The 18,975-nt window shown below is 48.6% G+C and carries 17 protein-coding genes, 1 other RNA gene and 2 pseudogenes; 10 read left to right on the top strand and 10 right to left on the bottom strand.

Annotated features, from left to right (window positions below; all coding sequences use genetic code 11):
- Positions 1-23: 23 nt before the first annotated feature.
- The 4 genes from trmD to ffh all read right to left on the bottom strand — a co-directional run bounded on the left by trmD (position 24) and on the right by ffh (position 3,104).
- Positions 24-791 carry a tRNA (guanosine(37)-N1)-methyltransferase TrmD gene (gene trmD, locus APT89_RS11090; protein WP_014832949.1) on the bottom strand — a complete coding sequence of 256 codons (768 nt, stop codon included), beginning with the start codon at positions 789-791 and terminating at the stop codon, positions 24-26.
- Between the two features lie 31 nt (positions 792-822).
- The gene (gene rimM / locus APT89_RS11085; RefSeq protein ID WP_028014127.1) at positions 823-1,362 is read right to left on the bottom strand and encodes a ribosome maturation factor RimM; all 540 of its coding nucleotides are present in this window, start codon (positions 1,360-1,362) and stop codon (positions 823-825) included.
- Between the two features lie 15 nt (positions 1,363-1,377).
- Positions 1,378-1,626, bottom strand: a complete 249-nt coding sequence (rpsP, locus tag APT89_RS11080) for a 30S ribosomal protein S16 (protein ID WP_022649067.1) — start codon at positions 1,624-1,626, stop codon at positions 1,378-1,380.
- A gap of 116 nt (positions 1,627-1,742) precedes the next feature.
- Positions 1,743-3,104: a signal recognition particle protein gene (gene ffh, locus APT89_RS11075; protein WP_003863132.1), complete on the bottom strand. Its 1,362-nt coding sequence runs from the start codon at positions 3,102-3,104 to the stop codon at positions 1,743-1,745.
- 166 nt (positions 3,105-3,270) lie between these two features.
- Between ffh and APT89_RS11070 the strand changes: the two genes are divergently transcribed.
- Together APT89_RS11070 and APT89_RS11065 are read left to right on the top strand one after the other, a co-directional pair.
- Positions 3,271-4,062 carry a cytochrome C assembly family protein gene (locus APT89_RS11070; RefSeq protein WP_032645009.1) on the top strand — a complete coding sequence of 264 codons (792 nt, stop codon included), beginning with the start codon at positions 3,271-3,273 and terminating at the stop codon, positions 4,060-4,062.
- Positions 4,063-4,081: 19 nt separating this feature from the next.
- Entirely contained in the window at positions 4,082-5,368 is a 1,287-nt protein-coding gene (locus APT89_RS11065; protein ID WP_032644905.1) for an HlyC/CorC family transporter, read from the top strand.
- A 51-nt stretch (positions 5,369-5,419) separates the two neighbouring features.
- Here the strand turns inward: APT89_RS11065 and grpE are convergent, their stop codons facing one another.
- Positions 5,420-6,013 carry a nucleotide exchange factor GrpE gene (gene grpE, locus APT89_RS11060; protein ID WP_032644906.1) on the bottom strand — a complete coding sequence of 198 codons (594 nt, stop codon included), beginning with the start codon at positions 6,011-6,013 and terminating at the stop codon, positions 5,420-5,422.
- A gap of 122 nt (positions 6,014-6,135) precedes the next feature.
- On the opposite strand from grpE, the gene nadK reads away from it, so the two are divergent.
- From nadK to bamE, 3 genes are all read left to right on the top strand, one after another.
- On the top strand, positions 6,136-7,014 hold the full coding sequence (gene nadK / locus APT89_RS11050) for an NAD(+) kinase (protein WP_008502500.1): 879 nt from the start codon (positions 6,136-6,138) through the stop codon (positions 7,012-7,014).
- An 85-nt stretch (positions 7,015-7,099) separates the two neighbouring features.
- On the top strand, positions 7,100-8,761 hold the full coding sequence (gene recN / locus APT89_RS11045; RefSeq protein ID WP_060572343.1) for a DNA repair protein RecN: 1,662 nt from the start codon (positions 7,100-7,102) through the stop codon (positions 8,759-8,761).
- Between the two features lie 138 nt (positions 8,762-8,899).
- Positions 8,900-9,238 carry an outer membrane protein assembly factor BamE gene (bamE, locus tag APT89_RS11040; protein ID WP_028014132.1) on the top strand — a complete coding sequence of 113 codons (339 nt, stop codon included), beginning with the start codon at positions 8,900-8,902 and terminating at the stop codon, positions 9,236-9,238.
- Between the two features lie 102 nt (positions 9,239-9,340).
- Here the strand turns inward: bamE and APT89_RS11035 are convergent, their stop codons facing one another.
- Both APT89_RS11035 and APT89_RS11030 read right to left on the bottom strand, forming a co-directional pair.
- Positions 9,341-9,628: an RnfH family protein gene (locus APT89_RS11035; protein WP_060572341.1), complete on the bottom strand. Its 288-nt coding sequence runs from the start codon at positions 9,626-9,628 to the stop codon at positions 9,341-9,343.
- A complete protein-coding gene (locus APT89_RS11030; RefSeq protein ID WP_008502504.1) occupies positions 9,618-10,055 on the bottom strand; it encodes a type II toxin-antitoxin system RatA family toxin in 438 nt (145 codons plus the stop codon). The genes APT89_RS11035 and APT89_RS11030 overlap by 11 nt, the downstream gene beginning before the upstream one ends.
- Before the next feature lie 156 nt (positions 10,056-10,211).
- On the opposite strand from APT89_RS11030, the gene smpB reads away from it, so the two are divergent.
- The 3 genes and pseudogenes from smpB to APT89_RS11015 all read left to right on the top strand — a co-directional run bounded on the left by smpB (position 10,212) and on the right by APT89_RS11015 (position 12,523).
- The gene (smpB, locus tag APT89_RS11025; RefSeq protein ID WP_008502505.1) at positions 10,212-10,694 is read left to right on the top strand and encodes an SsrA-binding protein SmpB; all 483 of its coding nucleotides are present in this window, start codon (positions 10,212-10,214) and stop codon (positions 10,692-10,694) included.
- A gap of 89 nt (positions 10,695-10,783) precedes the next feature.
- Positions 10,784-11,147: a transfer-messenger RNA gene (gene ssrA / locus APT89_RS11020) on the top strand.
- Positions 11,148-11,330: 183 nt separating this feature from the next.
- Positions 11,331-12,523 (top strand): annotated as a pseudogene (locus APT89_RS11015) (integrase domain-containing protein).
- A gap of 12 nt (positions 12,524-12,535) precedes the next feature.
- Here the strand turns inward: APT89_RS11015 and APT89_RS11010 are convergent.
- The 3 genes and pseudogenes from APT89_RS11010 to APT89_RS11000 form a co-directional block, all read right to left on the bottom strand.
- Positions 12,536-15,193, bottom strand: a complete 2,658-nt coding sequence (locus APT89_RS11010) for a DEAD/DEAH box helicase (protein WP_072201722.1) — start codon at positions 15,191-15,193, stop codon at positions 12,536-12,538.
- A gap of 22 nt (positions 15,194-15,215) precedes the next feature.
- Positions 15,216-16,163, bottom strand: coding sequence for a HamA C-terminal domain-containing protein (locus tag APT89_RS11005; protein ID WP_060572337.1), 948 nt, complete (start codon positions 16,161-16,163; stop codon positions 15,216-15,218).
- Positions 16,164-16,475: 312 nt separating this feature from the next.
- Positions 16,476-17,037: pseudogene (locus APT89_RS11000) on the bottom strand (phage polarity suppression protein).
- Positions 17,038-17,555: 518 nt separating this feature from the next.
- Here APT89_RS11000 and APT89_RS10995 point away from each other — a divergent pair.
- Complete coding sequence (locus APT89_RS10995; protein WP_060572335.1) at positions 17,556-18,278, top strand: hypothetical protein; 723 nt, start codon at positions 17,556-17,558, stop codon at positions 18,276-18,278.
- A 2-nt stretch (positions 18,279-18,280) separates the two neighbouring features.
- Complete coding sequence (locus APT89_RS10990; protein WP_041908572.1) at positions 18,281-18,748, top strand: hypothetical protein; 468 nt, start codon at positions 18,281-18,283, stop codon at positions 18,746-18,748.
- Positions 18,749-18,975: the final 227 nt, after the last annotated feature.

Below are 18,975 nucleotides of genomic sequence, written 5' to 3'. Positions count from 1 at the left end.
GTAAACTGATATTCGGGAGCGTATTACGCATTCCCATCATGTTCATGCTGCTGGTGCGCGTGTTCGGTTTTGAACTCGGCCAGCAACTTTGCTTGCTCTTCAGTCAGAGCCAGGTTTTCCAGAAGTTCAGGTCTTCTAAGCCAGGTTCGGCCCAGCGACTGCTTCAAACGCCAGCGACGTATCTCGGCATGGTTTCCAGACAGTAACACTGCCGGTACTTCCATCCCTTCTAACACTTCAGGACGAGTATAGTGTGGACAGTCCAGCAATCCATCGGCAAAGGAATCTTCCGTTGCCGAAGCTTCATGGCCCAGTACCCCCGGAATAAACCGGGCGACGGAGTCAATCAGCGTCATTGCCGGTAACTCACCACCGCTGAGAACGTAATCGCCGATAGACCATTCTTCGTCAATCTCGGTTTGAATTACGCGCTCATCTATCCCTTCGTAGCGCCCACAGACCAGAATCAGCTTTTGATTCGTCGCCAGTTCGCTCACGCCCGCTTGATCAAGCTTGCGTCCCTGAGGTGACAGATAAATCACCTTTGCGCCTTCACCTGCCGCGGCTTTTGCTGTGTGAATGGCGTCCCGTAAGGGTTGCACCATCATTAACATCCCCGGTCCGCCGCCGTAAGGACGATCGTCCACGGTACGGTGCCGGTCATGAGTAAAGTCACGAGGACTCCAGCTCTGGATGCTCAGCAGGCCATTCTTTACTGCCCGGCCAGTTACCCCGTAATCGGTAATCGCGCGGAACATTTCAGGAAACAGGCTAATTATGCCAATCCACATAGCGCCGTCTTTTACCGTTTATCCGGAGAATTTAAAAACCAGGATCCCAATCTACTTCAATGGTTTGAGTAGCGAGATCGACTTTCTTGATAACCTGTCCATCGAGGAACGGGACCAGCCGCTCCTTGATGCCAAATGCATCTTTCAGGTTTGCCTTAATGACGAGAACGTCATTTGACCCGGTTTCCATCATATCGATGACTTTCCCCAGGCTGTAACCTTCAGTGGTGACTACCTGGCAGCCCATAAGGTCTTTCCAGTAGTAGTCGCCCTCTTCCAGCTGTGGCAACTGCGACGAATCCACGACAATTTCACAATTAGTCAGCGCATTCGCGGCATCACGATCGTCAATGCCTTTCAGCTTGATGATGATGTCCTGATTGTGGTGACGCCAGCTTTCCAGCTCGACCTCTTCCCACTTACCGGCTTTCTGGATGAACCAGGGCTGGTAATCAAAAATGCTATCAGCGTCTTCAGTGGAGGAAAACACTCTGAGCCAACCACGGATACCGTAGCAAGAACCCATTTTTCCCAATACGATCGGTTCAACAGGTGCTTTATTGCTCATCATGACCACCGTGACAGATTAAGCTGCTTTGTTTGCTGCTTTGATCAGCGTAGCAACGCGATCGGAAACAGTAGCGCCCTGGCCAACCCAGTGAGCGATACGATCCAGATCCAGACGGGTTTCTTCTTCTGCGCCAGAGGCCAGTGGGTTGAAGAAACCAACGCGCTCGATGAAGCGACCGTTGCGTGCATTACGGCTGTCAGTCACAACAACCTGGTAGAACGGACGCTTTTTAGCGCCGTGACGTGCTAAACGAATAGTTACCATAACATCCTCTTGTGTGAATAAAACAACCGGGCCCCATCGAGGAACGGAGCCCGGGTGTCATATTAAAAGCCCGAAAATTTTACTCATTTTCGGGCAAAAAGCAATCTCAAAAGCGATTAACGCCCTGGAAAACCGGGAGGCATCATGCCTTTCATGCCGCGCATCATCTTCGCCATGCCGCCTTTCTTCATTTTCTTCATCATGCGCTGCATGTCGTCGAACTGTTTCAGAAGGCGGTTAACGTCCTGCACCTGCATGCCGCAACCGGCAGCGATACGGCGCTTACGGGAACCTTTGATGATTTCTGGCTTGGCTCGTTCTTTCAGCGTCATGGAGTTAATGATCGCCTCCATACGCACCAGCACTTTGTCATCCATCTGGGATTTAACGTTGTCAGGGATCTGGCCCATGCCCGGCAGTTTGCCCATCAGGCTTGCCATGCCGCCCATGTTTTTCATCTGACGCAGCTGCTCAAGGAAGTCGGTCAGATCGAAACCGTCACCTTTTTTCAGCTTGCTGGCGAGCTTTTCAGCCTGCGCGCGGTCGACCTTGCTCTCGATATCTTCGATCAGCGACAGCACGTCGCCCATGCCAAGGATACGGGAGGCGATACGGTCCGGGTGGAACGGCTCCAGCGCTTCGGTTTTCTCGCCCACGCCGAGGAACTTGATCGGCTTACCGGTGATATGACGAATAGAAAGCGCCGCACCGCCGCGGGCGTCGCCGTCGACTTTGGTCAGCACCACGCCGGTTAACGGCAGCGCTTCGTTAAACGCTTTCGCGGTATTCGCCGCATCCTGACCGGTCATGGCGTCAACGACAAACAGGGTCTCTACCGGGTTGATAGAAGCGTGCACCTGCTTGATTTCGTCCATCATCGCTTCGTCAACGTGCAGACGACCGGCGGTATCCACCAGCAGCACGTCGTAGAATTTCAACTTCGCTTCTTTCAGCGCGGCGTTAACGATGTCGACAGGCTTCTGGGCAACGTCGGACGGGAAGAAGTCCACGCCGACCTGCTCGGCCAGCGTTTCCAGCTGCTTGATCGCCGCCGGGCGATAGACGTCCGCAGAGACCACCAGCACTTTCTTCTTGTGCTTTTCGCGCAGGAATTTACCCAGCTTACCGACGCTGGTGGTTTTACCCGCACCCTGCAGGCCCGCCATCAGCACCACGGCCGGCGGCTGAGCCGCCAGGTTAAGCACCTGGTTCTCTTCGCCCATCGCCGAAACCAGTTCGTTACGAACGATTTTGACGAACTCCTGACCCGGGGTCAGGCTCTTGTTAACTTCATGACCAACCGCCTTCTCTTTTACGCGGTTGATAAAATCACGAACAACCGGCAACGCCACGTCTGCTTCCAGCAGCGCCATGCGCACTTCGCGCAGCGTTTCCTTGATGTTCTCTTCAGTAAGGCGTCCGCGGCCGCTGATGTTGCGCAGCGTGCGCGACAAACGATCGGTTAAATTATCAAACATTGTCTCTCGCCTGAGTAGAAACGTTGGGCCGCATTGAGCGACACATACACAGAATTTTGCCGGAGTATAACATGAAGGCGCCTTTGTTGTTATGCAACGGTTGGAGCAGGCGTCACGTAACGTTATACTGCTTCTCTTTCTTATTAAGACAACTGTCGATGCCTATATGCCTGTTTTCGCACTGATCGCCCTTGTTGCCTACTCTGTCAGCCTCGCGCTGATTATTCCCGGACTGCTGCAAAAAAACAGCGGCTGGCGGCGCATGGCTATTCTTTCGGCGGTCATCGCACTGATAAGCCACGCGTTTGCGCTGGAATCACGCATCATTCCCGGCGACGGCAGCGTGCAAAACCTGAGCGTCCTCAACGTCGGCTCGCTGGTCAGCCTGATGATCTGTACGGTAATGACCATCGTCGCGTCTAAAAATCGCGGCTGGCTGCTGCTGCCGATTGTCTATACCTTCGCGCTGATCAATCTGGCTTTAGCCACTTTTATGCCTAATGAATTCATTACGCATCTGGAGGCGACGCCGGGGATGCTGGTGCACATCGGCCTGTCACTGTTCGCCTATGCGACGCTGATCATCGCCGCGCTTTACGCCATGCAGCTCGCCTGGATTGATTACCAGTTGAAAAACAAAAAGCTGGCGTTCAACCATGAAATGCCGCCGCTGATGGTCATTGAGCGTAAGATGTTCCACATCACCCAGATAGGCGTGGTGCTGCTGACCCTCACGCTTTGCACCGGCCTGTTTTACATGAAGAACCTGTTCAGCGTGGAGAATATCGATAAAGCAGTGCTCTCCATCATCGCGTGGTTTGTCTATATTGTCCTGTTGTGGGGCCATTATCATGAAGGCTGGCGCGGTCGTCGCGTCGTCTGGTTCAACGTCGCGGGTGCGGGCATTCTCACCCTTGCCTATTTTGGCAGCCGCTTCATACAGCAATTTGCTGGCTAAGTTATAAAAGGAGTTCCCCCTGGAACACATCTCTACCACCACGCTGATCGTTATCCTGATCGTCATGGTGGTCATCTCCGCCTATTTCTCCGGCTCGGAAACCGGCATGATGACCTTAAACCGTTACCGGTTGCGTCATCGTGCTAAACAGGGTAACCGTGCCGCCCGCCGCGTTGAAAAACTGCTCCGCAAGCCGGATCGGCTGATAAGCCTGGTACTTATCGGCAACAACCTTGTCAATATTCTGGCCTCAGCCCTCGGCACCATCGTTGGGATGCGCCTGTACGGCAATGCCGGGGTCGCGATTGCCACCGGCGTGCTGACGTTTGTGGTGCTTGTGTTTGCCGAAGTACTGCCAAAAACCATCGCCGCGCTTTACCCGGAAAAGGTGGCCTACCCGAGCAGCTTCCTGTTGGCGCCGCTGCAGATCCTGATGATGCCGCTGGTCTGGCTGCTGAACATGGTCACGCGCGTTTTAATGCGGATGGTGGGGATCAAAGCCGACGTCACTATCAGCAGCGCGCTCAGCAAAGAAGAGCTGCGCACCATCGTGAACGAATCCCGCTCGCAGATCTCCCGGCGCAATCAGGATATGCTCCTGTCGGTGCTGGATTTGGAAAAAGTGAGTGTGAATGACATCATGGTGCCGCGCAACGAGATCGTCGGTATCGACATCAACGACGACTGGAAAGCCATTGTCCGCCAGCTGACGCACTCTCCGCATGGGCGCATCGTGCTCTATCGCGACTCGCTGGATGACGCCATCAGCATGCTGCGCGTGCGCGAAGCCTACCGTCTGATGACCGAGAAAAAAGAGTTCACCAAAGAGGTGATGCTGCGCGCCGCCGACGAGATTTACTACGTGCCGGAAGGTACGCCGCTCAGCACGCAGCTGGTTAAATTCCAGCGCAACAAGAAAAAAGTCGGCCTGGTGGTCAACGAGTACGGCGATATTCAGGGCCTGGTGACGGTCGAAGATATTCTGGAAGAGATTGTGGGAGACTTTACCACGTCGATGTCCCCTTCCCTCGCGGAGGAAGTGACTCCGCAGAACGACGGTTCGGTGCTGATTGACGGTAGCGCGAACATCCGTGAACTCAACAAAGCCTTTAACTGGCATTTGCCGGAAGATGAAGCTCGTACCATGAACGGGATGATTCTGGAAGCGCTGGAAGAGATCCCAGCGGCGGGCACGCGGGTGCGCATTGAGCAGTACGATATTGATATCCTGGACGTGCAGGACAATATGATTAAGCAGGTGAAGGTGCTGCCCGTCACGCCACTTCGGGAAAGTATTGCCGAATAAAGCGTAGGCCGGGTAAGGCGAATGCCGCCACCCGGCACTACAGGTAGCAAATTAGGCTTTCGCTTTCGCCACGGTCACCATCGCAGCGCGAATGGTACGGCCGTTCAGGGTGTAACCTTTCTGCATCACGCCCAGCACTTTACCGGCTTCAATCTCTTCAGATTCCACCATCGCAATGGCCTGGTGAACGTTTGGATCCAGCGGCACATCGGTATCCGCAATCACTTCCACGCCAAACTTACGCACGACGTCAAGCATGGATTTCAGCGTCAGTTCGATACCTTCGATCATCGCCGCGTTATCCGGATTCGCTTTGTCAGCCACTTCCAGCGCGCGGTCGAGGCTATCGATCACCGGCAGCAGTTCGTTGACGAATTTCTCCAGCGCAAATTTATGCGCCTTCTCAACGTCCTGCTCGGTGCGACGACGCAGGTTTTCCATTTCCGCCTTGATGCGCAGAACGGTGTCGCGTTCGCGATTCTGTGCTTCTACCAGTTGGGCTTCCAGATTCGCAATTTTTTCATCGCGCGGGTCCACCTGCTCAGCAGATGCGTCTGGCTCTACAGCCTCAACTTCATCATGCTGTTCCGTGATAATTTCTTCAGGGGCTTGCCCCTCAGGCGTTTTCTGTTCTTTACTACTCATGAATTTCTCCGCGTTTTTCTGCATTCATCTCGCTAACTTCGCTTATTATGGGGATCAGTTTCCTGGATTCAAGGGAACAAGAGAGATTGTCATCATTCATCAGGCACAAGGACCTCCAGAAAATGAATAATCATTTCAGGTGTATTGGGATCGTCGGGCATCCGCGTCACCCTACCGCATTGACGACACATGAAATGTTGTATCGCTGGTTGTGTAGCAAAGGCTATGAAGTGATGGTCGAGCAGCAAATTGCGCAGGAACTGCAGCTGAAGAGCGTCAAAACCGGCACGCTGGCGGAAATTGGCCAACAGGCCGATCTCGCCGTGGTGGTGGGCGGCGATGGCAACATGCTCGGTGCGGCACGCACGCTGGCGCGTTATGACATCAAGGTCATCGGTATCAACCGCGGCAATCTCGGCTTTTTAACCGACCTCGACCCGGACAACGCGCAGCAACAGCTGGCCGACGTGCTGGAAGGTCATTATATCAGCGAAAAACGCTTTTTACTGGAAGCGCAGGTGTGCCAGCAGGACTGCCAGAAGCGCATCAGCACCGCGATTAACGAGGTGGTGCTTCATCCCGGTAAAGTGGCACACATGATTGAGTTCGAAGTTTATATCGACGAAATCTTTGCCTTCTCCCAGCGTTCTGACGGTTTGATTATCTCCACCCCGACCGGCTCAACCGCCTACTCGCTTTCTGCGGGCGGCCCGATCCTGACGCCCTCTCTGGATGCTATTACGCTAGTGCCGATGTTCCCGCACACGCTCTCCGCGCGCCCGCTGGTGATTAACGGCGACAGTACGATACGTCTGCGCTTCTCGCACCGCCGTAACGACCTGGAGATCAGCTGCGACAGCCAGATCGCGCTGCCAATCCAGGAAGGTGAAGATGTTCTTATTCGCCGGTGTGATTACCACCTGAACTTGATTCACCCGAAAGATTACAGCTATTTCAACACATTAAGCTCGAAGCTTGGCTGGTCAAAAAAATTGTTCTGATTTTGCATCCAGTACTTTACTGTATAAAAAACCAGTTTATACTGTATGAAAACACAGTTATGGTTTTTCATACAGGAAAACAATTATGCTGGCACAACTGACCATCAGCAACTTTGCCATTGTTCGTGAGCTTGAGATCGATTTCCACAGCGGCATGACGGCGATCACCGGCGAAACCGGTGCGGGTAAATCCATTGCCATTGATGCCCTCGGCTTGTGCCTTGGCGGCCGTGCAGAGGGCGACATGGTGCGCATGGGCGCAAACCGTGCCGATCTTTGCGCACGTTTCTCCCTGAAAGATACCCCTGCAGCCCTGCGCTGGCTGGAACAAAATCAGCTCGAAGATGGACGTGAGTGTTTACTTCGCCGCGTGATCAGCAGCGACGGGCGCTCCCGTGGCTTTATCAACGGCACGGCAGTCCCCCTCTCCCAACTCCGCGAACTCGGCCAGCTGCTTATCCAGATCCACGGTCAGCACGCGCATCAGCAACTCGTCAAACCAGAACAGCAGAAAGCCCTGCTTGATGGCTATGCGGGTGAGTACGCGCTTACTCAGCTTATGGCGGAGCACTACCGCCAGTGGCATCAGAGCTGCCGCGAGCTTGCCCAGCACCAGCAGCAAAGCCAGGAGCGCGCCGCGCGTGCGGAGCTGCTGGCGTACCAGCTTAAAGAGCTGAACGAATTCAACCCGCAGGCGGGTGAGTTTGAACAAATTGACGAAGAGTACAAGCGCCTCGCCAACAGCGGCCACCTGCTCTCAACCAGCCAGAATGCCCTCAACATGCTGGCAGATGGCGAAGACGTTAACCTGCAGAGCCAGCTGTACAATGTCCGTCAACTGGTCACCGAACTGGCCGGCATGGACAGTAAACTTTCTGGCGTACTGGATATGCTGGAAGAGGCCGCGATTCAAATCTCAGAAGCCAGTGACGAACTGCGTCATTATTGTGAACGGCTGGACCTCGACCCGAACCGCCTGTTTGAGCTGGAGCAGCGCCTTTCTCGTCAGATTTCACTGGCGCGCAAGCACCATGTTACGCCGGAAGAACTACCAGGCTATTATCAGTCTCTGCTCGAAGAACAGCAGCAGCTTGACGATCAGGTGGATTCGCAGGAAACCCTCTCTCTGGCAGTGAACCTGCATCATCAGCAGGCGCTGACCACGGCGAAAAAACTGCATGAGATCCGTCAACATTACGCTCAGGAGCTAAGCCAGCACATCACCGACAGCATGCACACGCTGGCGATGCCGCACGGTGTATTCACCATTGATGTCCGTTTTGAAGAGAACCACCTGACGGCAGAAGGGGCGGATCGCATCGAGTTCCGCGTCACCACCAACCCGGGGCAGCCGCTGCAGGCAATCTCCAAAGTGGCATCCGGCGGCGAACTGTCGCGTATTGCGCTGGCGATTCAGGTGATTACCGCACGTAAAATGGAAACCCCGGCGCTGATTTTCGATGAAGTGGATGTCGGCATCAGCGGCCCAACGGCGGCAGTGGTGGGTAAACTGCTGCGCCAGCTAGGTGAGTCAACGCAGGTGATGTGTGTCACCCACCTGCCGCAGGTCGCGGGATGTGGTCATCATCACTTTATTGTCAGTAAAGAAACCGACGGCGAAATGACCGAAACGCACATGAAGCCGCTGGATAAACGCGCGCGTCTGCAGGAGCTGGCACGACTGCTCGGAGGCAGTGAAGTCACGCGTAATACGCTCGCGAACGCGAAAGAACTGCTGGCGGCATAAACTTTTTCGGGATCTCAGGGTCATACAGAACAACAAAAACGCCGCCAGACCGGTTTCAAAGTGGGGCAAGGTCTATTATCATCGGCATATTACATATGAGCCGCGTTCTGCTCGGGCCCGAAAAGGAATCAAATCACTATGCGTTGTAAAATGCTGACCGCTGCCGCAGCGGTTCTTCTGATGTTGACCGCAGGCTGTTCCACTCTGGAGAAAGTGGTTTACCGTCCTGACATCAACCAGGGGAACTACCTTACCCCTAACGATGTGTCCAAAATCCGCGTGGGGATGACACAACAGCAGGTCGCTTATGCACTGGGAACCCCGATGATGACCGATCCGTTCGGCACTAACACCTGGTTCTATGTATTCCGTCAGCAGCCTGGCCACGAAAGCGTGACCCAGCAGACCCTGACGCTGACCTTCAGCAGCGCCGGTGTGTTGACCAACATCGACAACAAACCTGCCCTGACAAAATAATCAGAAGCCAGAAATGCAAAAAGGTGCTCAACGAGCACCTTTTTTGTTTTTCTTTATCCCTTCCCCCCTTTGGGAAGAGGGACAGGGTGAGGGGGAAACACGCTACTTAGCCGACTTCTCCGCACGCTGACGACGCAGCTCTTTCGGGTCGGCAATCAGTGGACGATAAATCTCCACCCGATCGCCCTCTTTCAACACGTCGCCCAGCTTCACCGGACGGCTGTAAATCCCGACCTTGTTCTTCTCCAGGTCGATATCTCTGCGAAGCTCAAGGATGCCGGACGCGCGGATAGCCGCCTCAACGGTTGCCCCCTCTTCCAGCATTACACGCTGTAGGTACTGCTTCTCCGGCAGCGCGTAGACCACCTCTACAGCAATCTTATGCGACACTGTAAACCTCTTTGGCGCGGGTGGTAAACGCCTGAACCATATTTGACGCCAGCTCTTTAAAGATGCGGCCAAACGCCAGCTCAATTAGCTTATTGGTGAACTCAAAGTCCAGATGGAACTCAATGCGGCAGGCGTCAGCGCTCAGTGGCGTAAACTTCCAGCCACCCATCAGGGTTTTAAATGGACCATCCACCAGATGCATCAAAATACTCTGATTGTTAGTCAGCGTATTGCGGGTGGTGAACGTCTTGCTGATCCCCGCTTTGGAGACATCCACCGCCGCAGTCATCTGCGTCGGGCCAGACTCCAGAACGCGGCTCCCGGTACATCCCGGGATAAACTCTGGATAAGACTGAACATCGTTCACTAACTGATACATTTGTTCCGCGCTGTAAGGAACGAGCGCAGTACGGCTAATCTGAGGCATAGCATTTTCCATGGTCACACAACGGACAAATAATAACATTTATCACCTGTTAAAAAAACGCTAAGCCTCATCTCGTGCTAAGATAGCGCGTTAGACCTCACAGGACGCAATGAGGTGACTTTTTGAAATCAGATTACCGACGGCTTTACGACACTTATGACGAAGAAAAAAGCACATAAACCAGGCTCGGCGACCATTGCGCTCAACAAGCGTGCTCGCCACGAGTATTTCATTGAAGAAGAATTCGAAGCTGGCCTTGCGTTGCAGGGCTGGGAAGTAAAATCGCTGCGCGCCGGGAAAGCCAACATCGGCGACAGCTACGTGATCCTCAAAGATGGCGAAGCCTTCCTGTTCGGCGCGAACTTTACGCCGCTGACCGTCGCCTCGTCGCACTACGTATGTGACCCAACGCGCACCCGCAAGCTGCTGCTGAACAAGCGTGAGCTGGAATCCCTCTACGGACGCATCAACCGTGAAGGTTTCACTGTGGTCGCCCTGTCACTGTACTGGAAAAATGCCTGGTGCAAAGTGAAAGTTGGTGTCGCGAAAGGTAAAAAACAGCACGACAAACGTACTGACCTGAAAGAACGTGAGTGGCAGTTGGATAAAGCGCGCATTATGAAAAACGCAGGACGTTGATTCTGCACACTTATTGTACTATTCAATAAGTTAGCGTTCCGGGCTGGTATCCAGCAAGTGAAATCTGGTATACTTAGTTCAACACTATTGGGGCTGATTCTGGATTCGACGGGATTTGCGAAACCCAAGGTGCATGCCGAGGGGCGGTTTGCCTCGTTAAAAGCCGCAAAAAAATAGTCGCAAACGACGAAAACTACGCTTTAGCAGCTTAATAACCTGCTCTGAGCCCTCTCTCCCTAGCTTCCGCTCTTAAGACGGGGATCAAAGAGAGGTCAAACCCAAAAGAGATCGCGTGGAAGCCCTGCCTGGGGTTGAAGCGTTAAAACTAATCAGGCTAGTTCGTTAGTGGCGTGTCTGTCCGCAGCTGGCGTGCGAATGTAAAGACAAACTAAGCATGTAGTACCGAGGATGTAGAAATTTCGGACGCGGGTTCAACTCCCGCCAGCTCCACCAAATAATGATCCGGATACGTCCGGTGAAGTACAGAAAGCCCGCATGGTACAAGCCCTGCGGGCTTTTTTGTGTCTGTTGTTGTCCGAGAACATCCGGCTAAATCCCGATAAAATTGGTACACGTTTAGGTACACGCTATACTGTGGTCCATTAAACGTGTACCAATTATGGAAGGGATCCAGGCATGGCGCGCATCACACGCCCTTTCACTAACAACGAAATCCTCAAAGCTAAACCATGAGAAAAAAACTTCACTCTGCATGATGGGGACGGTCTGTTCTTACTCGTCAAAACATCTGGAAAAAAGCTATGGCGCTTCCGATACCAACGTCCGGTAAGTAATAGCCTAACGAATCTGAGTCTCGGCCCATACCCTGCTCTTACTCTCGCTGCTGCTCGCCAGATACGCGACCAACATTTAGCTGTGCTCGCACAAGGGATAGATCCGCAACAGCAACAAGAACAAGCTTCAGAGCAACGTCAGATTGAGCTAGATAGTATTTTCTCTACTGTGGCTGCCAACTGGTTCAAAATGAAAAGCAAAAGCGTCACAGAGGACTACGCGAAAGATATTTGGCGCTCTTTAGATAAGGACGTGTTCCCCGCAATAGGCGCAATACCTGTTCAGGAGATTAAGGCCAGAACAATTGTTTAAGCATTGGAGCCAATCAAAGCGCGTGGTGCATTAGAGACGGTTCGCCGCCTTGTGCAACGTATTAACGAAATCATGATCTACGCAGTTAACACTGGTCTTATCGATGCAAATCCAGCATCGGGTGTTGGGATGGCATGCGAGAAACCGAAAAAGCAGAACATGCCGACGCTTCGACCAGAAGAATTGCCAAAACTCATGCGCTTTTTGGTAATGTGAATCTCTCAGTTTCTACCCGCTGTCTAATTGAATGGCAACTCCTGACGCTGGTGCGCCCATCTGAGGCTTCTGGCGCTCGTTGGGAAGAGATCGACCTCAATGCCAAACTCTGGACGATCCCAGCAGAACGGATGAAGGCGAAACGTGAACACATTGTACCTCTATCTCCTCAGGCATTAGAGATTCTGGAAGTGATGAAGCCAATCAGTGCTCACCGAGAATATGTTTTCCCGAGCAGGAATGATTCAAAGCAAGCTATGAATAGCCAAACAGCCAATGCCGCATTGAAACGTATAGGTTATGGTGGAAAACTTGTTGCTCATGGTCTGCGCTCTATCGCAAGTACGGCTATGAATGAAGCCGGTTTCAATGCGGATGTTATCGAAGCGGCTTTAGCTCATAGCGATAAAGATGAAGTTCGAAGAGCTTATAATCGCTCTATTTATCTCCCACAAAGGCAAGATTTACTTGCCTGGTGGGGAGACCTCATCGATAAAGCAAAGTAAATTACAATATCATTATGCAGGCTTTGAAGACCCAAAGCCCGCTCTTTGCAAATATTTCCTATGCAATGGTGAAAGCTTATCCAAATTATATTGCACTAAATATTGCCAAGTGGTTTGCTCATTGTTTATTTTTTGTTTTTTCAATAATTCAATTGCAGTACTTCTATTTATTCCATAAGCCATCACCTCTAAAACCTGAGGATCATAATTACCCATTTCTAACATAGATGAGAGATTGAGGAAAAATGCATTCAACGTACGTTCTTCCTCAGACATAAATGAGCTTACTACGTCAGCCCAAAGCGAGAGATATTTAACCAAAATGAATGTCAAATTAGTATTGATGTGTGTAGTTACAAAATTGGTAATCCCGTCAACCTTCTTATAATCAACTGGAATGCCTTTATTTATTAATTTCTTAGTAACCATGTCATCTATAAAAAACCTATAATTTCTACCTTGCATCCACTTATGTGAGTCGTTTACTAATTTAAAGATAGAAACGAAATGACTTGATTTTCTTGATACACCATCTTCTTTATAATTAATCTCTTTCTCTATCTCAAAAATATCATTCAGCCGTAAAATTATGCTTTTATATTGGTTATAATAATTCATATGCTGAAATTCAGCATTGGGATCTGCCACTCCAGATTTGACTCTAGGATATTTATCAATCATCCATTTATTGACACCTTCGCTTTCAACCAAAAAATAAAGCTGATCAATCAAGAGGGGATCGATGAAAGGATTTTTATATATTATATCCTTCGGTACATTTAAAATATCTTCCAACGCCTCCAATCTATTCGTCATCACTCTAATTTGATTAAGAGTAAGATTGGAGTTGCTTATTATTTTCTCATAATGCTCTCTATCTACTAAAAACTGGCCTCGCAGATATGAGGCAAGATTGACAGCATGAAGCTCTCCTTGAGTATCAACAATATCTTTAGTGTAGACATCAATGTAACTTACAACTGACTCACCATATTCATTGAGCTTTCTTAAAACTGAAGATTGTATCTCCTTTGTTTCATTCGACTCAATCTTATCTTCAGCCCACTCTTCATCAACAAGCTGAATGCAAAAAATCTCACCATATAAAGAAGTACTAATCCTACCTGCACGGCCAATAAGATTTAAAAAATCAAAATGGGATAACTCATAGTCACCAATCTTTGGGGATATTACAATCATTCTATCAGCAGGAAGATTTACGCCCTGTAGTAAAGTTGAGGTGCACACCAAATTCCTAATCGCACCATCAGCGAAAAGATCCTCTACCTCGAGCCTTGCCACATCCAATAAGCCACCATGATGAAATGCAACCCCTTTCTTAAGGCATCTAACAAGAGAATACAGAGGATGTATCTCATTTTCTAAAAATGAACACAAACTATCTATTCTTGAATCATACACTAAATCAGTATTATCTTCATCTAGCTCCGAATCTTCATTGTTAGTTTGAGCAATTGCCAGCGCCCATCCCTCAGCCAAATTCTTCTTAGGTGCGTATATTATATTTTGTTCATCAGCATCCAGAATAGAAGTGATATGCTTTAATGCTGCCCCCTTTGATGAAGATAATTTACTATATAATGCCTTACCTATATCGTACTCACCTAACACCGCATCCCCAACTGGGCTTATTAATTTATAATTAACGGTTTTCTTATTTTTATGTACTGTAAGTACAACTTTTAACTGCAAAACCGGGGTTGTAGAAGTTGTTTGCTCAACTAGATTAAGGTCAATAATTTTATTGAGTGAATGATGTAAATTGATTATGTATGGGCCAGCCATAATAAATTGAGTTGACTGCCATAAGCTTGTCATTCTATAGATAACATTCTCAAAAACATTACCCCTACTTTTATCCTCTAAATTTTGTATTTCATCAAAAAAAACTATTTTAGGTGCTTTGTTACCATTCTCATTTAACAATCGCATACATCTTTCAGGCGTGAGAACATATACTATTTTTAAATCATCATTTTCTGAATCCTTATAGGTTGTCATCACTGTAGCTATGTCTTTTAACTCTCTAGACATTTCATTGCCGACTTGGTTTATCAGCGCCTTTGAGGGTACAACGTAAACGAAGTAACCATCATTTGCAGATATAACACTATCGTAAATATACCTTTTAATTACAAATGATTTACCGGCCGATGTTGGTGCAGATACTGCAACGTTTTCACCGCGTTCTAGTTTGTCCCACAGACTTCTTTGAAAATGAGTAAAATAAATATAATTATTGTTAGAAACTCTTTTTTCAAGAAGAAACTTTTGACTTGTGAGTTCAAAATCCAATGATGAACTAAAGTGTTTAATAATATTCCCTTGACTAAAAAGACCTTCTAAATGCTTAGCAGAGACTATGTTACCAGCCCTAGATTGCAGAATATAACAAACTTTGAGATACAGATCATTACTTGTGTCGTATAAATAGAGCAATGTACCGAATGCACTTGCAATATTTTTATCGGTTTCATTGCCTGATGATCCAAGTGATGCAAGCCAAGTTGCTCTCCTAATCATTTCATCAGATATTTTATATTTTTCTTCCTTACCTCTATTTTTCAAAAACAAATGCTCAATCAATAAATTAAAAACGCTTGTAAAGTCTTGATGATTTAATGCTGTTGTAGCAGTACTTTTAGCCATAGCAACTCCAAAAGATATTTTATTAATTTTCTTTGTAATCTATTCCGTGGATAGCTCTATACAACGACTTTTTGAACTCACCAACATCTGTCATAGGTATTAGGAAAAAGTCTAAGAAGCAAGGTTTAACGTTAGGGTATTTGATTAACTTTGCATCGATGTCTGACTTTATCGCTTCCTTCTTTTTAGTAAGCCATGCATCAAACAGTCTTTCGGCCTCCGCCTTGTTTATTGCTTTTTCCTCTATGCTCTTAATTTCTGCATCTTCAAATATAAGCAGAACGGGGTGTGTTTTAACACACTCAGAGTAAATATCATCACCAGGAGTAAATGCTTTATAAATTAACTCCATTGTTTCAAAATCAAAATTACTTGATATATTAGTTCTAGCCATGAAAAGTTCATGACCAAGTGCACCACTAGTATAACTTTTTGTAAATCTGTCAAGAGAGTCAAATGCGCTTTCCAGCGCGCCACTAAAACTCTTATATATTTTCGACTCACCAATTAAAATTGAAAGATTTTCTCTATACACACCGAAGAAAACACCGTCACCTCCCTTAACCTGATCGTTTAAGTTAGTTAAATTAGTGATTTTATGTGAGACCATCGGTGTATTAAGTATAGCCTCAGATAGGATATAAAGGAGCAACTCCCCGTACTTACCATCCTTGACTGGATTAGTATCCCCAAAAAACTGTGCAGCTTTTCTAAAAGGGGTAACGCCATCCGCTTTCATTTTAGCAAGAGCTTCTTTATCAAAAACGTAGTGTTCAATAGCATCAGCCATAGACTCAACTAAGTGATGATGCTCTTGTATAACTCCGCTGAATGGGATGGTAAAAATCCTTGAAACTATCTTAGCTTGACTATCACAAGGGTGATTAACCAACCTTGATTCAATCCATTTGTGATTGTTCGTAATCAACTCTTTCCAGTTTATCGATTTGAGCTTTTCTACACTGTCCATGATAAGTCAGTCAATTTTATTCAGAGTAGTCTCATTCTCTATCAAAACACGCTAAGCCCATAGCTGATCATTTAACCAGCTTTGATTAATATTTAATTCAGTATCATTACTTCGCGCGCAATGCTCTCCCCGCCCCGCCTGCCCGCTTAAGGGGTCGCTTTTAGTGCAGGTGCATGACCGACCTCAGGGCGCGCCAGTGCTGGCGCTGGCGGGGAATTCAGTGTCGGTAAAACGCATGCAAAACCATGCACCTTATGAATGCATGGCTTTTATACGTAAAAATGGAGGTATTTTCGTGGATTTTTAAGCGGACTACTGCACGGCCAGTTCTGCACGGCGGCGGGTGTAATTCAGGCTCTGTGCTGACGTGAATTTTTCACGACTATCATCACGCGAGGCCGCGTCAGGCCTGAATCCGATGACCGTTAAAATGTCATTATACTGCACCGAATAATTAATTTTTCACCGGCGGCCAACCAGGCCAGCAGCGCCTCACGCAGACAGTCGAGTGAGTGCTGTATGGCGCAGCGCTAAATGGCGGAATGCTGCACGGAATAATTCATCAGCTCCGGGGCAAGGGCGGCGGCCAGCTCCGCGCCGTGCGCCTGCATAAAATCATTCAGACGGTTACGGATGCTGATTCGCTGCATCTCCTCATGCGAGCGGATATAACGCCCGGCAGCCTGATTTATTTCCCACTTTTTCACATCGATAATTTCGCGCAGAGTTTGCAGGCTCCGACCGCTGTGCAGCTGCCGGCAAGCTGTTAACGGTATACCTGTTCGACTTGCGTCAGTTCTTCCCTGCGTTTCAGCCAAGGCGATTTATTTGCCTGATATGCCTCAAAGGCTTTCTGTAGCGTCAGTATGGTCACGTATGTTTCTCCTGATGACCGCCGGGCTTATGCACCGGCACGGCTAGCGGTGGCTTCGGATACAGGCATTTGGATCACCGGCTCTGTCATAGGCGAACGGATAATCCCATCAACGGAATCAAGTGTGCATAACGTAGCCGAGCTACTCGATGTTCATACACAGGGATAGTGCTGTCGACGTTTTCAGATAGATAAGGCCTGGTGCAGGAATGCGCACTTGTTTTGCAGAACGAGGCCTATGCCTCACCTTAGGAAAGCCATCTTGAATCAGTTTTTTGAGAAGAACATAAAACCTACTGACCAGCAAAGTAATCCCTATTAAGAACAATCTCCATTCTTTTGAAGCTGCAAATCATTCATAGCAAAAAGTCACTAGCCTCACCAATATCACATTGAAATATAATGAAAAAATATAAAATTAAAAGCAAAGTTAATAAATTTTAAAAAGAACTTTTGAAGATAATGTGCTAGAAATTTTTTCAACGCATCTCAGAGCCAATGACAGGAACAATGAGAATATGGATACGACGTTGCTGAGCGCATTAGATACCGATGGACGCGATAAATTCGAAAGCGCGATGAATGCCTTGCAAGGCGATGTTTCCGCTGCGGCCGCGAGGTTGTCAGTTGATCCACGCCTACGCCTTGAGTACTCAAAAAGAATCAAAGAAATGTCCGCAGACTTACACGCAAAGGCCAATGCTGGTGTGATCTCCTGGGACAAAGCGGCAAGAGAGGCTCAGGAAACGAGAAATTTGATCATGGAGATGGTGCGTTCTCGCAGCACTGCACTCGGACGGGCAATGGCCGAACGAATAAAAAGCGAGGGTAAGACGCTTAATGAGTTGGTAGCAAAAAAAGCGAAAGCTTTATTTGGCCCACAGGCAAATTTTAACAGTCTTTCTGAAGTACAAAAAAATCAGATTTATGCAAGTATTGTTGAATCCGCAGGCAAGTCTAACCCACAAGTAAACATGAAAATGATGCAGCTCTCGCGGATTGGAAGGGGGTTAATTGTTCTTTCGATTGCGATTTCTGTTTACGAAATTTATGCCGCTGATGATAAGGTTTCTGAATCAGGCAGACAGATAGCTATTAATGGTGCAGGTATTGCCGGTGCTGCCGCAGGTGGTGCAATGGCGGGATTAATGTGTGGGCCAGGCGCACCTGTTTGCGTGCTTATCGGTGGCTTCGTCGGCGGCGCGCTTGCTGCATGGGAAATGGGACGTTTGTGGAATTGATTATGCAACAGGTTAATTCAATAACATTGGTTAAGGTTAGTGAAGCCACCGATGTATCCCAGGCTCAATCTGACGTTGTGCTCAATGGTAAAAGCACCGGTATTATTGTACCGGGGCAAGTGCTTGAAGCTGCGGTCCAGGTTAATGAGCAGCGTTACATCCTGTTTCTGACGGATGACATTATTTTTGAAGAATCCCTGACAATTGTCCTTATTGACGTTCATGACGGGCTTAAAGAAATTGTTCGTTTGGGCAATGAGTACTCTACAGGAACTTTTGCGGATCTCCAGGTCACTGACGATAGCGTGGACTTCAGGTTTATTGGGGATTATATCTGGACACTGAAAGTATCCGATTCACCTCGCTTGCGGCTTCCTTTTGTTTCCGATCCCAAAGGGGTTAAACGGGAGTCCGGTCTGAAAAAGTACATAACGATATTTGCCGCACCGGCGTCGGAAAACGTAAGCTGAAGCCATTATTTAACAGAATGAAAAGGCTTTCCGCTGAGCTGGATAAATGCTCCTGGGAAGTATGCAGACTTCGCATCCGATGAAGTCCTAAGAGCCCGCATGGCGCAAGCCCTGCGGGCTTTTTGTACCCTCAACTGGTTGTGGAGTTCTGCAAAATTCATATTCATTTCCTCTCAATAGATTGAAAATGAATCTAAGCATTCAGTATGAACGTCACAACCGAAATT

The organism is Enterobacter sp. 50588862 (assembly GCF_001462935.1).
GTDB classification, from domain to species: domain Bacteria; phylum Pseudomonadota; class Gammaproteobacteria; order Enterobacterales; family Enterobacteriaceae; genus Enterobacter; species Enterobacter bugandensis.
The sequence above is the reverse complement of the archived record's forward strand: the minus strand, read 5'-3'. Positions and strand labels throughout refer to the sequence as shown.

Coding starts and splice junctions, on each gene's coding strand:
- trmD (WP_014832949.1), bottom strand. CDS start 791: ATGTGGATTGGCATAATTAGCCTGTTTCCTGAAATGTTCCGCGCGATT.
- rimM (WP_028014127.1), bottom strand. CDS start 1,362: ATGATGAGCAATAAAGCACCTGTTGAACCGATCGTATTGGGAAAAATG.
- rpsP (WP_022649067.1), bottom strand. CDS start 1,626: ATGGTAACTATTCGTTTAGCACGTCACGGCGCTAAAAAGCGTCCGTTC.
- ffh (WP_003863132.1), bottom strand. CDS start 3,104: ATGTTTGATAATTTAACCGATCGTTTGTCGCGCACGCTGCGCAACATC.
- APT89_RS11070 (WP_032645009.1), top strand. CDS start 3,271: ATGCCTGTTTTCGCACTGATCGCCCTTGTTGCCTACTCTGTCAGCCTC.
- grpE (WP_032644906.1), bottom strand. CDS start 6,013: ATGAGTAGTAAAGAACAGAAAACGCCTGAGGGGCAAGCCCCTGAAGAA.
- nadK (WP_008502500.1), top strand. CDS start 6,136: ATGAATAATCATTTCAGGTGTATTGGGATCGTCGGGCATCCGCGTCAC.
- recN (WP_060572343.1), top strand. CDS start 7,100: ATGCTGGCACAACTGACCATCAGCAACTTTGCCATTGTTCGTGAGCTT.
- bamE (WP_028014132.1), top strand. CDS start 8,900: ATGCGTTGTAAAATGCTGACCGCTGCCGCAGCGGTTCTTCTGATGTTG.
- APT89_RS11030 (WP_008502504.1), bottom strand. CDS start 10,055: ATGCCTCAGATTAGCCGTACTGCGCTCGTTCCTTACAGCGCGGAACAA.
- smpB (WP_008502505.1), top strand. CDS start 10,212: ATGACGAAGAAAAAAGCACATAAACCAGGCTCGGCGACCATTGCGCTC.
- APT89_RS11010 (WP_072201722.1), bottom strand. CDS start 15,193: ATGGCTAAAAGTACTGCTACAACAGCATTAAATCATCAAGACTTTACA.
- APT89_RS11005 (WP_060572337.1), bottom strand. CDS start 16,163: ATGGACAGTGTAGAAAAGCTCAAATCGATAAACTGGAAAGAGTTGATT.
- APT89_RS10995 (WP_060572335.1), top strand. CDS start 17,556: ATGGATACGACGTTGCTGAGCGCATTAGATACCGATGGACGCGATAAA.
- APT89_RS10990 (WP_041908572.1), top strand. CDS start 18,281: ATGCAACAGGTTAATTCAATAACATTGGTTAAGGTTAGTGAAGCCACC.